At 52.5% G+C, this 17,866-nt stretch carries 5 protein-coding genes; all 5 read left to right on the top strand.

The window, feature by feature from the left end; genetic code table 11:
• Nucleotides 1–215 (top strand): CVP-CTERM putative protein-anchoring domain-containing protein (locus BLX24_RS32900; protein WP_510185434.1); only part of this gene is annotated, 215 nt, incomplete at its 5' end.
• 375 nt (nt 216–590) lie between these two features.
• The gene (locus tag BLX24_RS28550; protein ID WP_071506648.1) at nt 591–5,516 is read left to right on the top strand and encodes an SdrD B-like domain-containing protein; all 4,926 of its coding nucleotides are present in this window, start codon (nt 591–593) and stop codon (nt 5,514–5,516) included.
• Nucleotides 5,517–5,966: 450 nt separating this feature from the next.
• On the top strand, nt 5,967–9,500 hold the full coding sequence (locus BLX24_RS28545; RefSeq protein WP_177225944.1) for an SdrD B-like domain-containing protein: 3,534 nt from the start codon (nt 5,967–5,969) through the stop codon (nt 9,498–9,500).
• 327 nt (nt 9,501–9,827) lie between these two features.
• The gene (locus tag BLX24_RS28540) at nt 9,828–14,891 is read left to right on the top strand and encodes an SdrD B-like domain-containing protein (protein ID WP_143092853.1); all 5,064 of its coding nucleotides are present in this window, start codon (nt 9,828–9,830) and stop codon (nt 14,889–14,891) included.
• A gap of 270 nt (nt 14,892–15,161) precedes the next feature.
• Nucleotides 15,162–17,866, top strand: a 2,705-nt coding sequence (locus BLX24_RS28535) for an SdrD B-like domain-containing protein (RefSeq protein WP_310590808.1), incomplete at its 3' end; no start/stop codon positions are given.

Below are 17,866 nucleotides of genomic sequence, written 5' to 3'. Positions count from 1 at the left end.
GCAGTAGTTTTACCGTAGCCAATCCGACGCTACAGAATTTGCCTCAGGATGGGGTAGTGGCCGGTGGCCTGAGTGAAGCGAAGACCTACACGGTCCGTATCTACAACCAGTTGGGTTGCTACCGGGATGTAACGGTGACGCTGACGGTAAACTGTGCCTGTCCGCCGGAAATCTGTGTGCCAATCAGCATCAGAAAGACCCGGACACGGATTTAGATAGTAACATAGTATTTTAATATGAGGCCCTGAACGGATGTTTCCGTTCAGGGTTTTTTTTTACTTATCTGGTAGGGACATATCGTATTGGCACACCTTTTGAGTAAACAGGACAGGTAAAATTCTGAATTAGTATTTATTTTTATAAATATGTAAACTTTTTGTATTGAATATGGAAATTTGGTTAAATATCCGTTGCTGTAGTTTTTAAGTAGAAAATAGTCCGATATGCGCCTATTTGGCATGACCATTGCCGTAAAAATGTGTATAAAATGTTTACTGTTTCATTTTTTAGGAAACATTATGGAGAATTGTTTTACTATTATTAAATCACCTGCAAACCGAAAAAGGCTTCTATGCCTTTTATTGCTGTTATTGGGCGGGGGATATCTATCCGCAGACCTGAAAGCGCAAACCATTTCGGGGGTAGTCTACCGCGATTTTAACAGTGATGGATTACGAACAGCCCCGGCAAATGCAACGGGGGTATCGGCAGGAGATGTAGGCGTTCCGGGTATTATCGTTACCGCATATAGTAGTAATACAGCGACCTCACCATTGTCGGTTACCACTTCATCGACCGGAACATATACTCTTACGACCGGTGCGGGCCAATTCCGGATTGAATTTACTAACCTGCCGCAGGGAGACCAAAGCAGTTTCAGGGGAACCGGCAACGGCACCAACGTTCAGTTTGTGACGGTGGCTGCCTCTGTAACAGGCGTCAATTTCGGGATTAACTACCCGCAGAATTACTGTAGCACACAGAATCCGGAAGTCATTACGACCTGCTTTGTCTCCGGCACACCAACGACTGCAACACCGGTCACCAACACGGCGCTTGCCGGTGGGAGGGATGTGATTGTCGGGGTTCCGTACAGTACGACCGGAGATGCCCGTCCGACTCATGCCAGCATTGCCAATGCGCTCGCTGTTGGTTCGGTCTGGGGACTGGCCTACAAGAAAACAACGCGGCAGCTCTTTACGGCCGCTTTTCAGAAACGCCATGTTGGTTATGGACCCGGGGGAGCCGGTGCAATCTATGTAACGACGCTTGCCGCTGACCTGCAATCCGGCACGACAGCCGCAACACCGTTTTTTAACTTTAGCAGCGTTGCAGGAGCGGGCCCTGCACTACACGGGACCTTATCGACATCGGCAGGTGAAGCCAGTTATGACATTCAGTCATTCAGCCTGGTCGGAAAGGTAGGCCTTGGTGATATTGATATTTCTGACGATGAGCAGTATCTCTACGTGGTTAACCTGTTTAACCGGCGGCTGTATCAGATTACAATTGCCACCAAAGATACGGTAAGCTTCAGCATTCCCAATAACTGTTCGACCGGTACCAGCTACCGGCCATTTGCGGTTAAATACCATCGGGGAAAGGTATACGTTGGTGTAGTCTGTACCCGTGAGGACCTGATTGTTGCGGATACGAATAATGATGGTGTGGCCGATACATACGGTCCGACCACGGGTTTGCAGGGTACTGTTTATGCATTTGGCATTACAGGATCCACTGCCACAACGGCTGTCGCCCTGAGCTTTCCCATGAATTACCTGAAAGCGCCGACCAACGCCGATTATTCAGCAATAACGGCTCCTCAGGCACGAGCTGAATACTGGCGGCCATGGACCAATAACTTCCGTGCTGACCGGTTGACCGGTGCGAATCCTGTGATTGCCAGTTATCCGCAACCGTGGTTAACCGATATTGAATTTGACGTTAACGGCGATATGATTCTGGGCGTACGTGACCGCTTCGGTGATCAGATGGGTTATCAGAATTATTTCCCTATAAGCAGCCGGACTGATTTTGTCAGCGTTATTTCTCCGGGAGAAATATTGCGGGCAGGGAAATGTACTGCTGCCGATTCGTGGACAATAGAGAGCAATGGTTCGACCTGTACGATTCCGTCTAACACAACAGCTCAAACAGCCGGTCAGGGACCTGGCAATGGTAAATTCTATTGGGGCGACCGCGTCCAGCAGGGGGCTAACCACCAGCTAAGCTCCCTGGGGGGACTTGCCGTACTGGGGGGCAGTGGCCAGGTAATTATGACCGCTATGGACCCGAACGATATTTTTAATACCGGTGGTATAAAAAGACTGGTGAATGCAACCGGTGCCAAGGCCGGTGAAAGTTTCACAACGAGCTCGCCGACGGCCGGCTTTTACCTGTATACCGACAACGACATTACGTCATACGGCAAAGCAAACGGAATCGGCGATGTTGAACTGCTCTGTGGCCCGGCACCAATCCAGATTGGTAACCGTGTGTGGTTCGACCAGAATCAGAACGGTATCCAGGACCCGGGCGAACAGCCAGTTGCCGGCGCCGTCGTGCAGTTATACAACAGTGCAAAAACAACGGTTCTGGCGTCGGTGACGACCAATGCCGCCGGTGAATATTACTTTTCGTCAGCCAGCAGTTCAACCGTTACCTCAACGTCAGCCGCTGTTACCACGGCCCTGACCTATAACACCTCGTATGCGGTGGTCATCAGCAGTCTGGGTACCGGAACGGTTGTGACAGGTAATTTCCTGTCGCTGACCAGCGTATCACCGCGAATCGGTGAAAGTACAAGCATCAACTCCGGTACAACCATCAGCAACAACGATGCGGTGGTTGAAACCGGCCGCCCGTGTGTACGGTTTACCACCGGCAGTGATGGCGGTGCGGTACATAACTTTGATTTTGGTCTGACAGCCCCCTGCTACCTGTCGCTGACAGTTACGCCGGGAGCCTGTAGCTCGGTGACAAACCAGTATACCCTGAGCGGAACCGTAAACTTTACCAATACAACGGCCGGCAGCGTAACTGTAACCGTTGGTACGGCATCGGCTGTGCTGAGCGTTTCGGCGGCGACTACCTCACTGCCGTTTACGTTGACGGGGCTCACCAGTGGTGCAGGCCTGCAGACGGCTGCCGTTCTCTCATCGGCATCGGCCTGTGGCGCAGCGAGCCTGACCTTTAACGCACCGGCTTCGTGTACGGTACCAGCCTCAGTAACGGCTTCATCAGCTACGGTATGTGCCGGTTCACCGGCCAGCCTGACCGCAACCGGCTGTCCGGGTACCATTCAGTGGGCCGGCACCGGTATTACCGGCGGGGCCAATACATCGGTCGTATCCGTAAGTACGTCGGCCAGCCTGACGGTACAGACCGTGGTCAGCTATACGGCTACCTGTGTGCTCTATAGTTCTACCGCCGTTTCGGTTGGTACGGTAACCATTGTACCGGTGCCGAGCCTGACGCTGACGGCTTCCAGCCTGACGGTTGTACAAGGCAGCATGATTACGCTGACAACGCAAGGATGTACATTCGGTACCATCACGGGCAGCGTTTCCGGTTCATCGGCGCAGGTGATGGTGACAGGCACCACCAATGTCTATTCCGTAACCTGTACAAACCAGCCAAACTGTACGGGTACGGCTTCAGTGACCGTAACCGGCTTGCCGTCGACCTCGCTCGTTGTCAGCAGCACAACGGTTTGCGCCGGCCAGCCAGCCAGCCTGACGGCTATTGGCTGTACGAATACGGTAACCTTCAACAATCCGGGTGCGGGTACCGTAACCGGTAATGTCCTGACAGTTCAGACATCGGCCGGTACAACAGCCCTGACAACATTAAGCTACGTAGCTACCTGTACGACCAATGTGGAAACGACTACAGCGGTCGGAACCATTACCGTAGTGCCGACGCCTGACGTGACCATCACAGCGCAGCGTAGTACGTCGACAAACAGTGTAACATTGACCGCAAGCGGCTGTCAGAACGGAACACTGTTGTGGTCGACCGGCGAATCTACGGCTTCTATTGTGATTGCATCCGGTGCACTGACCTTGTACTCGGTAACTTGTACGACCGGACCAGACTGCCGGGGCACCGACCAGGTACGGATCGGTCTGGTGCCGCCTGTACTGGATGTGCTGGTTACCGGTGGTATTATCTGCGGCAACCAATCCGCAACGCTGACCGCAAACGGTTGTACGGCGAATCTGCTCTGGAGTACCGGAGAAACAACGGCAGCCATAGTGGTAAATCCGGCTGTCACTACGGTATATTCTGCCAGCTGCTCTGACGACATCACTACGGTGACCGGTTCAGCGACAGTTACCGTGCAGGGTTCACCAGCCATTGCCTTAACTGCTTCAAGCCCGGGTATTACGCCGGGGCAAAGCGTAACGATTACGGCCACCGGCTGCGTTGGCGGCACATTGGTTTGGTCAACAGGATCAACCGCCAACGGTATGATGAGCCTTGTGGATAGTCCGACGGCGACCACAACCTATACGGCCACTTGTACAACCGGTCCGCAGTGCCAGTCTGTAGCCACGGTTACAGTGATGGTCATGGCGCCGCAAACGCCGCTGCTGACGGTTACCAAACTGGTTAGTGCATCCCGTGCCCGGTTGGGTGATATCATTTCCTACACGATTGTGTTAGCCAATACCGGAACCGGCGAGGCGACTAATGTTCAGGTTCGTGATTCGGTCAGCTACGGGCTGGAGATTCTGACGGCATCGGTAATGCCGTCTGTGGGTACATACTCACCGGGATCACCGGTCAGTGTGTGGGTGGTACCATCATTACCCGCTAACAGTACCGCTACCTTTACCTTCTCGGCCAGCGTGACGGCCGAGGGCGTTGTTTACAATAAGGCATCGGTGCCTGGCAGTACGGCTTCTGTCTGTACGACCATCCCGATCCGCGTCTGTCAGGGAACGGATTATGCCTTCCTGCTGAATGCACCGGAAGGGTATGTCCGTTACCAATGGTTCCGCCGCGCAACACCGACATCGTCTGAAACACTGGTTTATGACGGAACGCTTTCAAGCTTTACCGTAACCCGGGGCGGTGAGTACAGAGTGGTGGTGAACGATGTTCAGGGTCAGTGTCCTGACTTATCATGCTGTCCGTTTATTGTAGAAGAAGACAGTATTCCGCAGTTTACGGTCATGGCACAGTCGCCTACCTGTTTGAACACCCAGCCGCAAGGCAACGGCAGTCTGACGATCATGGGTCTGGGTACCGATCCGACGCAGTTTACGTATCAGGTATCAGCCGGAGCAACCTTTACTCCGGGAGCGGCGCTGCCAGGGGTAGCCGCTACCGTACCGGCAAACGGGGTTATTCTCAGCAACCTGAATACCACACAAACCTATACCGTGCGGGTGTACAACCAGCAAGGCTGCTACCGGGATGTTACGGTGACGCTGACGGTGAACTGTGCTTGTCCGCCACAAGTCTGCGTACCGGTTACTATCCGCAGAACACGGCTCGTAAACCCATAACAGCCGTTTGCCGCATGCAGAAACGCCCCGGTATGGTACCGGGGCGTTTTTATTTGTGAGGGCCATATGCTAACCGGAGCGCCGGGAAGCGGCCGGTAAACGCATTACTTCTTTTTCGCATGAGTTAGGCGTTTTACCAATAAGTGAAAATAAATGACTTATTGGTATCTTAATTGTGTCATTTTGGTACAAAAATTGCTAATAATTTAACTGTAAATTGGAAAATAACTTTTATGAGTTGCTATAGTGCGAAAAGTGTATAAAATGCACTAAAAGCGTACCTTAATGCCGTATTCGGAACAGCCTCACGAATACGGCATTTTTTTTGTACCTTTTAAAAGAGTAAACAGGCATTTTTGGCACAGGAAAGTTATGGTACATTTTTACCGGATGTTACGTCCGGCAAGCAGTCTATTCTGTTTGCTGGTCTGCTTTAGTTATTACACTGCCTTGGGTCAGTGCGCTTTAACAATCAGACAGGTTACGGTATCGGGATGTTATTCCGTTAGCGGGTCCGGTAAAGCGACCGTCAGTGTCAATATTGGCTGGGCGAATCCGCCTGCCAATGACTACATTGTCGTGACATCAGGAACGGCAAGCCGGACCCTGACGCCGGGGCCTGTCACGGTAAACTACGGTAACAACGGTACAACGCCGCCAAGCGGTATACAGACCATTGTGTCACCCCAGACCATTGCTTTTGAGATTGATGCCGATGGCAGTACAGGGGCGGTGTCTGCGGTTTTTGCTTCTAACCCATCCTGTTCGGCAACGGCTTCGTTTACCGCGCCGGCCGCTTGTGTTCCGGCTGCCTGTCTGAGTGGTGGGCTGGGGGGCATCGTCTTCAACGATTACAACGCAAACGGCATTCACGACACAGGGGAGACCAATGGCGTTGCCGGTGTCGTTATCAACGTTTATGACTGCGACAATAACCAGTATCAGGCAACCTCCGATGCCACCGGCCGGTGGTTACTTACTGAAACCGGTATTGCGTATCCGGTCCGCGTTGAATTTAGTAATATACCGGCGGCCTATCTGGGCACGTCTACGCCTAACGGTACCGGTAGCCGTACGACCGTGCAGTTTGTTACAGGCAGCAGCTGCGAGGTGAGCCTCGGTGTCAATGACCCGCTCGATTACTGCCAGAGTGCTCCCATGATCATTACGCCTTGCTACGTCATGGGCGATCCGCTCCAGGGCGGCTCTTCGGCAACGGCCGATGCAATTGTTGGTTTTCCGTATTACAGCACCGGCATGAGCGGGCCTAAAACGTTTACCATCCAGGGGCAATACGTCGGAACAACCTGGGCACAGGTGTACAATAAAGCGACGAAACAACTCTTCAGCGCGGCCATACTCAAACGGCATGCCGGGCTGGGCCCGGGTGGACTGGATGCTATTTACGTGACCGATTTGTCGGATCCGGGTAATCCGGGAACGCCGGCTTATATCAGTCTGAGTTCGTTCGGGATTAATGTCGGTACGGTTGATGACAATATATCCCGTGGATTGGTACCGGACCGCACCTCGCCATCGGTCGACCAACAGGCGTTTGAGGCCATTGGTAAGGTCGGTATCGGCGGCATGAGCCTGTCGTCCGACAGTAAAACGCTGTATTTGATGAACATCCGAGAGAATGCCCTGTATGCACTTGATCTGACGGCATACAACCTCTCTGGCGATCCGGGTGATATCAGCCTGAAAGGCGGGCCTTATGCAGTACCGGACCTCGGCTGTATCAATGGGGCTCAACGCTCCTGGGCGGTTAAATACAACAAAGGCAAGGTCTATGTCGGAACCGTTTGTGATGCCGCAGACGGAACACGCTCCGATCTGGTTGCCGGTGTGTTTGCCTTTGATCCGGTTACAGAAACCTTCAACAGTACCCCTGTCTTTAACTTCCCGCTGACATATCCGAAAGGCTATCCGGACGTAAGTGCGACAGATATTACCGGCTGGTTTCCGTGGACTGACAATTTCAGTGAGTTAATATCAGCTACCTACACGACTCCCAACAGCGCTTTTCTCGATCATCCGCAGCCTGTTTTCAGCGATATCGAGTTCGATATTGACGGCTCGCTGATTCTGGCCTTCAACGACCGGACGGGCCTGCAGTCCGGCTTCCGGAATTATGGGCTGGATGGTAATAATAACAATGACTATACGGGTATTATCGGCGGCGATATCCTGCGGGCCTATTTCAAAAACGGGACGTATGTATTGGAAAACAATGCCAAGGCAGGGCCTGCCACCGGATATGGAGCCGGTAACAACCAGGGTCCTGGCTTCGGTGAATTTTATAACGATGATTCGGGGGTTGATTTCGGTAATAGCCTGAACCATTCCGAAAATAGCCTGGGTGCGCTGGCGCTCCGGCCCGGCTCCGGCGAAGTAATTTCGGCGGCCATGGACCCGCTTGGCATCAATACGCCCTATCCGTTTATTAACTGGGCCGCCGGTATCCGCCGGATGAACAACAGTACCGGTCTGGTCAACGATGCCTATGTAGTGTATGCTACGCCCGATACCTTCAATGATCCGGGGGCGGTTGCCGACGGCACATTCGGCAAAGCCGCCGGCCTCGGCGATCTCGAACTGGCCTGTGATCAGGTGCAGTATATGGAAATCGGTAACCGCGTCTGGATCGACAGCAACCATGACGGGATTCAGGATGCCTGTGAACCGGCCTTGCCCGGGGTCAAAGTCGGTCTCTATAAAAACGGAAGCCTGATCGCTGTCACTGAAACCAATACAGACGGCGAGTACTATTTTTCTGCGAAGAGCAAGCTGGTTACCGGTATATGGAGCGGTACCGATGCTGATACAACGTTATTGCCTAATACCGCTTACCAGCTGGTTTTCGGGGTACAGGGGCAGTTTACCGGCAATGCTCTGACATTAGGAGCGATCCGCTATCAGCTCACTACCGCTGATAGTACAACCGGCACAGGGAATGACCTGAACGATTCCGATGCCGCCGTTGGCGGAGTGAATAGTCTGGTAGCTCCCGTCATCAGCCTCACTACCGGAAACAGCGGCTGGGTAAATCACACATACGATGCCGGATTTGTCTGTGAACAGTGTGGGTTAAGGCTGACAAAACTGGTTAGTACCAGCAAGGCGCAGGTCGGTGATGTCATTACCTATACGCTGGTACTGACCAATACCGGTCCGGTTACGGCCAGTAATGTGGTGGTCCGCGACTCGATCAGCAGCAGCCTGGCTGCTTATCAGCCAGCTACAGCCAGTGTGACATCGGGGACATATACGCCGGGAATACCGGTCAGTACCTGGGCGCTGGCCAGTTTGCCGGCCAATGGTACGGCGGCGCTGGTGATTTCGGCCAGTGTGCTGTCAGAAGGAGTTATCTATAACGGCGCTAATGTACCGGGCGATACCACTACGGTTTGTACATCGGTGGCGTTTAAAGTCTGCCAGGGCAGCAATTATGCCATCCGTCTGACTGCCCCGGCCGGTTATAGCCAGTACCAGTGGATTCGCCAGGTAGCCGGTCAGCCGGAACAGATTGTTTACGACGGGCCGTTGAACAGCTATACCGCTACGCAGGCTGGTTCGTATATCGTGCGGGTAAATGCCGGCGGGTGTCCGCAGGATGCCTGCTGCCCGCAGCTTATTGAGGAAGACAGTATCCCGTCGTTCAGTCTGGTAGCCAGAGCATCGACCTGCTCGGGGAGTCAGCCGCAGGCCAACGGGCAGATTGAATTGAGTACGTCTGTCGGAACAGGTCAGTATACCTATCAGTATTCGGCAGGGGCAATATTTGATCAGAATACGGCCAGTCTGGCTACGCAAATTCCCGCCGACGGCGTATTAATCCGGAACCTGAGTGCAACACAGACATACACAATCCGGATGACAAATGCAACCGGTTGTTACAGGGATGTTGCCGTAACCATTACAGTCAGCTGTGATTGTCCGCTACCGGCCTGTGTTCCTGTTACGGTTACCAGAATTAAGTAATCAAAATCAGAGATTTAACAGGAAAGCATTACATCCCGTAACGCTTTCCTGTTACCTGAAAAGGCTGAAAAAATGAAATTTTTTTTATAAGTAATTAAATAAGTAAAAAAACGGACTAAGACAAAGTCTATGGCATTACTTTTGCTGATACAGTTACTGACCGATCCGCTTCTATCTTTTGTGACTATCTTCTGAGAAATGGTTTTATTTTAAGCTTCAAAAGTTTCAAGAAAGCCTGAATTGTTGCCTCCGTTTACGCGCGGCATTTTTTTTGCCCTGTATAAACGTATTACAGGCACTTTTGGCATCGAAAACTTTTGGAACATTATGGGACCTTTCTACACCCCGTTTATACGGGGCGGTACGTTATGTATTGCTCTTTTATTCTTCGCAACAATTACTGTTTTCGGGCAATGCGCCATTGCCATTAAGAAGGTTACGGTTTCCGGCTGTTATTCTGTAACAGGAAGCAGTAAAGCAACTGTCAGTGTGGAAGTCAGCTGGACAAGCGCGCCGGTAAACAGCTACATTGTTGTCACTACGGGAGCCCAAAGCCGGACCATTACACCGGACGCTATTACTGTAAACTATGGTAACAATGGTACCAGTACGCCGGCCGGTTCGCAAACCATTGTTTCGCCCCAGGTCGTAGCCTTCGAGATCAATGCTAACGGCCCGTCCAGTACAACCGTTTCAGCCCGCTTTCTGAATACCACTTCCTGCACAACCCCTGTTACTGCCAGCTATACGGTCCCTGCATCCTGCAACCCGCTGGTGTGTCAGACCGGTGGGTTAGGGGGCGTCGTATTTAATGACTACGATAGTGATGGAGTACTGGATGCCGGAGAAACAAACGGAGTCGCCGGCGTGACCATAAAGGCTTATGCTTGTGATAATACCCTGTATCAGGCAACGACCGATGCGTTCGGGAAATGGAGCATAGGCGGGGCCGTTGTGTATCCCGTCAGGGTTGAGTTTACCAATATTCCACCGGCGTTTCTGAACACATCTACCGTGTATGGGGCAGGTAGCAAAACCACCGTTCAGTTTGTGGATGCGGCCAGCTGTAATGTCAATCTGGGTGTCAATGACCCTATCGATTATTGTCAGGACAATCCGCTGATTATTACTCCCTGTTACGTCAGCGGCGATCCGCTGGTTGCCGGAAGTGCTGCTTCAGGCGATGTACTGGTTGGGTTCCCCTATAACAGCTCAGGCTCAGGCGGTACAAAAACGTTTATGATTCCGGCCTCGACCCTGGGGTCTACTTGGGCACAGGTCTACAGCAAGTATACGAAACGCCTCTTCAGCGCAGCCACCATTAAACGACACTCGGGTCTGGGGCCGGGGGGGCTGGATGCTATTTATATTACGAACCTGACGAACCCGTCAAGCCCGCAGTCGCTGAGTTATATCAAGGTTGGCAACCTGGGCGTTAATGTCGGGGCATTTATCAGCAATAGCGCCCGCGGGCTGGTTGGCGATAAAACCCAGCCATCCAACGATCCGCAATCGTTTACCGCAATCGGAAAGATCGGTATCGGAGGGATGAGCATGTCGAGCGACGGAGAAACACTGTATTTCCTCAATCTGAGCAATAATTCACTCTATGCGCTCGATTTGTCGGTCTATAACATAACCTTAAATACCGGCAGTATTACGCTAAAAGGCGGCCCCTATGCCGTGCCGGGGCTGGGATGCACAAACGGTCAGCAACGGTCATGGGCCGTAAAATACAATAAAGGCAAGGTCTATGTCGGGACCATTTGTGACGGATCTGCCGGGACGCGTTCCGACATGCGGGCCGGTGTTTTTGCCTTCGACCCGGCCACCAATACGTTCTCGGCGCAGCCGGTTTTTGATTTCCCGCTGACTTACCCGAAGGGCTTTCCGGACGGTGGAAACCGAAATGTTACGGGCTGGTATCCATGGACGGATTCATTCAGTAACCTGTTTATTACAGCCGATTATAACCCGCTTTTTAATGTAACGCGCCCAACGCCGATCCTGAGCGATATCGAGTTCGATATTGACGGTTCACTGGTACTGGCTTTCAATGACCGCACGGGCTTACAGACCGGTTACCGGAACTATAGCACCAGCGGAACGTCTATCCTGTATAATGGGCACATCGGCGGGGATATTCTCCGCGCCTTTTACCGGAACGGAACGTTTGTCCTGGAGAACGCAGCCAAAGCAGGACCGGCAACCGGTTATGCAAACAAGAATAATCAGGGGCCTGGCTTCGGCGAGTTTTATAATGATGATTCCGGGGTAGATTTAGGGGATGGCTTGTATCACTCTGAAATCGGCTTCGGTTCACTGGCCCTCCGTCCGGGATCGGGTGAGGTCGTAACCGGCGTTATGGACCCGACCGGAGTGAATACAGATTACAGCTTTACGCCTTTTTCCGGCGGTGTGCGCCGGATGAACAACATAAGTGGTCTGGTCAATGATGCGTATGTGGTTTATCAGACGGCAACATCCAATGCTGACCCGGCACCCGGCACGTTCGGAAAAGCCGCCGGGCTAGGGGATATGGAACTCACCTGTAATCTGGTGCAACATCTGCAGATCGGTAACCGCGTGTGGGTAGATACCGATAAAGACGGTATTCAGGATGCCTGCGAAAAAGGCCTGCCCAACGTTCGGGTGGCCTTATACAGAGGAACCACGCTGGTGGCATCAACAACAACCAATGCGGCGGGTGAATATTATTTCTCCTACACACTCGTTCAGCCAAATACGGCCTATCAGCTTGTTTTTGGGACCGGTAATCAGTTCAGCGGATCGACGCTTACGGTTGATAACGGGAAATATGAGCTCTCCGCCGTAAACAGTACCTCGGCGACCGCCAATGACCTGAACGATTCGGATGCCCAGATCGGCACCGTGGCGGGGATTACGGCTCCGGTCGTCAGTCTGACAACCGGTAGCCTGGGCGAAGTGAATCATACCTTTGACGTTGGATTTGTCTGTCTGACATCAACCTACACACTGTCGGTAACACCGTCAACCTGTAATGCGACAACGGCATTGAGTAATGCGTCTATCCGGTTAGCAACTATTACCAACGGAGATAAAGTAGCACTGTATCCGGCTAGTCAGACAACACCGCCTGCCTATACCGCAACAACCAATACAGCTGTCGTAAGCGGTGCCGTGGCCTTTACCGGGTTATCGAACCCGGCGGCTACTACCGGAACGGCTTACAACATCATTATTTTCAACGGCCCTTGCTGCTCAACGGTGATTTCAGTCACATTACCGCAAACAACCTGTACCTGTGCGCTGGCCTTAACCGCCACACCCGAACAGTGTGATCCGGTAACAAACCTGTATACGGTTACGGGAACGGTCAACCTGACCAATACGCCGGCCGGTAGTCTGACGGTTACGGACGGGACCGTACGGTCAGTGGTGTCGGTTACGGCTGGACAAGCCTCGGTGGCCTTTTCGCTGACCGGCCTGAATTCGGGCAGCGGTACGCATACGGTTTCGGTTCTCTCGTCAGCCACCATCTGCGGATCGGCGAGCCGGACCTATGCCGCACCGGCAAGCTGTACGGTACCCGCCACGGTGAGTGTCCTCTCGAAAACGGTCTGTGCCGGCGCTGCCACCTCGCTGACGGCAACCGGTTGCCAGGGCACACTGCTGTGGACAGGCCCGGGCGCCTTTACCAGCAATTCAGCCGTAATTTCGGTAACTACCAATGCGGCGCTGACAACTACCTCAGTGCTGAGCTATACGGCCCGCTGTACAACTGTTACAAACACGACAACCGCCATCGGTACCGTAACGGTTGTGCCTATCCCGAGCCTGACACTGACCGCATCAAGCCTGACCGTAACGCAGGGCAGTAACGTGACACTAACCGCTGCCGGCTGCGAAAACGGGTCCTTCATCTGGAATGTACCGGGTAATACCGGCCGGATTGCTGTGGTTGAAGCAACGACTATCAGCAATACCTATTCGGTAACCTGTATCACACAGCCAAACTGTATAACCACCGCCAGCGTAACCGTCGGCGGTGCCCCGATCAATCTGATGATCTTTACTGATAACGGCATTATCTGCGCCGGACAGAGCGTAACCCTGTCGGCTATCGGTTGCGATGCCCGGCTACAGTGGAGTACAGGGGCTACAACGACACAGGTAGTGGTTAGGCCGACGGTTTCGACCGAATATAGTGTGACCTGTACAAACGGCTCCATTGTTGAGGTTGCGACGGGGACGGTGATGGTATACCCGATTCCGGCCCTGACCTTAACCGCCAGTTCGGTGATTCCGGTCGAGGGCACTAGTGTAACGCTTACCGGCACAGGCTGCGACAGTGGCACCGTTGTCTGGTCGACCGGGCAGGCAAAAACCAGTATTGTTGTGAGTCCGACGGTCAATACGGTTTATACGGCAACCTGTACAACCGGACCACAGTGTCAGGTATCGGCCACTATCAGTTTGCTGGTGCAGTTATTACCGGAACTTGCACTCGAAAAGTATGTCAATAAGACCAAAGCCGCAGTTGGAGAGGTGATCTCGTATACCGTTGTCCTGAGTAATACAGGGCGGGGTACGGCTACGAACGTGATCGTCCGTGACTCCCTCAGCAGCGGGCTGGCGGTCGTTCCCGGTTCGGTGAGTGTTTCGCAGGGGGTATATCAGCAGGGCACGCCGGTTAGTTTATGGACGTTAATTAGCCTGCCGCCCAATACAACGGTTACCCTGACGTTCTCCGCCAGCGCAACCAGCGAAGGTGTCGTCTATAACACGGCCACGATTCCGGGCGATACCAATACGGTATGTACCTCAATACCGATACGGGTATGTCAGGATTCGGGATATGCGATTCAGGTCAGTGCACCTGCCGGCTATAGCCGTTACCAGTGGCTGCGCCGGGTGGGTACTGCACCGGAAACGGTAGTTTATGATGGTATACTGAACAGCTATACGGCTACAGCGCCCGGCGAATACCGCGTTGTAGTTGATGATCAGCCGGGGAAATGCCCGACGTTATCGTGCTGCCCGCTCATTATTGAAGAAGACAGTATACCGGCATTCAGTCTGGTGGCTAAGTCACCGACCTGCGTAGCGAACCAGCCACAGGCAAACGGTAGCCTGACCATCACAGGATTAGGATCGGCAACTGTGGCTGCCGCCTACCGCTATGCCATTACTGAAGGAACCAGTTTCACGGCGACGAATCCTGCCACATTACCGGTTCCGTCGGATGGAACTCTGTTAAGTGGACTGAGTCAGACAAAGACCTATATCGTACGGGTATACAATAGTTTGGGGTGCTTCCGGGAGCAAACAATAACAATCAGCGCAAACTGCGAATGCCCCGAAGCAATCTGTGTGCCAGTCGTTATCAGGCGCTCCAGAGTTCGTTAAGCAACAACATGATTTCATGTGTAAAAGGGCTTTCCATACGGTGGAAAGCCCTTTTTGCTGGTTGGCATAGTATTCTGAAAATATGGCACAGAATTTGATGTTACTAACTATTGATTTATGTAAACATGAACTGATGGTTATTTGACGCTAAAAAGTAGTCATAAAATATACTTATAGTATCATATTGTTTATTAAGTGTCTTGATCTGAGACATAGGGCATTTTTTTTGCTACGGGTGAGGTATATCCAATTGAGAATAACTCAACACGTATGGCGAAATTATATGCACAAATTTTAAAAATAGTCTTACCAGTAACCATATCAATACTTACATTTTCATCGGTATTGGCGCAGTCTGGTAAGGTATTTCGTGACTTCAACAACAACGGGACCGCTGATACGGGTGATATTGGTGTAAGAGGCATCGTCATTCAGGCATTTAAATCCGATAACTCGCTGATGGCATCGGCTGTTTCCGGGGCAGACGGCTTGTTTGCCTTGTCACCGGCTGCGGCACCGGGGGAAGCCGTGCGGATCGAATTCTCTGTCCCCGATTCACTGAAAAAATTTTTCCCGGGGGCGTATGCACCGGGTGTCGGTAAAAACGGAACCAGTGTTCAGTTTGTGCATGGCCCGGCCACCGACGTCAATTTTGCCATCAACTATCCGGGTGATTTCTGCGAAGCTACCCCACCGGTTTCTGTGGTGTGTTTTGTTATTGGTGCCGGTACCACTCTGGGAGACAACCTGCTGGCCAACATCCCGTATAATGCAAACGGTAAAGACCCGAACGATGTCGGCCACCCGAACGCGCCTGCCACTACCGTAGGATCTATCTGGGGAACTGCCTATGACCGCGAAACAGGCTGGCTTTATTCCGCGTCGTTTATGCGGCGGCATACGGCCTTTGGTCCCGGCGGAACCGGCGTTATTTACGTGACGGCAGATATTAAGGACCCGTCGGCCTCCCGGTCGTTTGAGTGGCTGAATCTCAACGGGATGACTGTTGCACACATCAATGGCGGCACGGTAACCGTAAATACCGGCAGTGATCCGCACATGAAAAGCGATTACTACCTGGATTTGATCAATGCCAATGGAAATCCAACAGATGCAGTAGGAAAAATCTCGTTCGGCGATATGGATATGTCGAACGACGGGCAGTACCTCTTTGTGGTCAGCCTGAACGAAAACCGCCTTTACCGTATTGCCATCGATAGCGATAAGAACCCGTCGACCTTTCCGACGGCGGCCGATGTGCTGGCCTATGACCTGCCGACACCGGCCTGCAACGGCGGCATGGTCCGGCCCTATGGATTAGGCGTCAGAGGGGATAACGTTTACATCGGGACGGTCTGCGACGGCAGTATTTCCAAACAATACCAGGATCTGCATGCTTACATCTACAAGCTCGACGTACTGACACACGTATTTTCGCCCGTTATCGATTTTTCACTGGATTATCTGCGGGGCAATATCTCCGGCGGGGAGTTTATCCGTGAACACGGGAAATGGCAGCCCTGGACCGATGATCCCGACTGGACAAATTATAACGAATCGCCGGGAGAGGTATGGAGCTTAGGATACCGCTGGGAACTCGTATGTCCGCAGGCGTTACTGTCAGATATCGTTTTTGACGATGACGGTTCGCTTGTGGTCGCTTTTATGGACCGTTTCGGCCATCAGGGTATTTTTGACGGGCCTGATCCGCAAGGCTCTAAACGTACCGATGACAATACGCTTTATCGTCGGTTCAACCTGAGGGCCGGCGGCGATGTGCTGCGTATATGCAACTCCGGATCCATCAACAAACCGGTATACGATCTGGAACAGCTTGGTAAATGTGGTGATAAAGGCGGCGGACAGTATCTGGAAGCAACGTATAGCCCCATTGAATACGAGTTCTACACCGGCGACAACTTCAACAAAGACAGTCACACCGAAACCGCCGATGGCGCCCTTGGCCTTGTGCCGGGTACCAATGAACTAATCATGTCGGCATTTGACCCGATCAATGAGTCACGTGGCGGCGATATTTATTCAAACGGTTACCGGGTCCTGAATAATACGACCGGTCAGGAAATCCGGGGCTTTCAGCTGTTAACCGAAATTCCGCCAAACAACGGGAATAACCTTTTTGGCAAAGCCTCAGGGGTAGGGGGGATTGAGGTATTATGCACCGCCAAGTCGCTTGAAATCGGGAATCGGGTCTGGATTGATACAAACAAAAACGGCATTCAGGACTCCGACGAACAGGTGCTTCCAAATGTTATTCTGGAACTTTATAACGACGAAAATCAACTGGTCGGAACGCAGACTACGGATGCGGAAGGTACGTATTATTTCAACCAGTCGAATGTGATCGATACCAGCGGGGTATTACGTCCGAATCGTCCGGGGCTTCAGGTTAACCGGCTCTATACGATCCGGATTCCGGCTTCTCAATATCGGGGAAGGGGGTATGGACCGTTGTATGGTTTAACCATTACGACGGCTATACTCAGGCGGGCTTTTGCCGATGCCCCGCTGACCGACAATGTTGCCGTTCGGGACAACGATGCGATCCAGACCGGCGGCCTGGTCTCCGCTACCGTCCACACGGGTTATTCAGGGGAAAACGACCATAATATTGATATCGGTTTTGCCCCGCTACCTCCTTGTTTGTTATCGCTTGTGCTGACACCTGCAAGCTGTAACAGTGCGACGAATCAGTATGTATTACAGGGGGCTTTACTAACCGAAGGGCTGCCTTCTGACGGCACGCTGATCATCACGCACGGAAATGAGTCGCTGACGCTGGCGGCAACGGCCTCAATGACCTCCGTGCCATTTGCGTTTACCGGGCTTATTAGTGATGCGGCAACGTATACCGTAACGGCCACTTTCTCTGATGCATGGTGTGGGCCGGTTAGTGAGACCTATACCGCTCCGGCTTCATGTACGGTTCCGGCGGTGGTGACTGTAAGCAATACAAC

Origin of the sequence: Arsenicibacter rosenii (assembly GCF_001870735.1) — a bacterium.
GTDB classification, from domain to species: Bacteria; Bacteroidota; Bacteroidia; order Cytophagales; family Spirosomataceae; genus Arsenicibacter; species Arsenicibacter rosenii.
The sequence above is the reverse complement of the archived record's forward strand: the minus strand, read 5'-3'. Positions and strand labels throughout refer to the sequence as shown.

Bases quoted from the DNA above. Each gene is read 5' to 3' on its own strand.
- BLX24_RS28540 (WP_143092853.1), top strand. From the start codon at position 9,828: ATGGGACCTTTCTACACCCCGTTTATACGGGGCGGTACGTTATGTATT.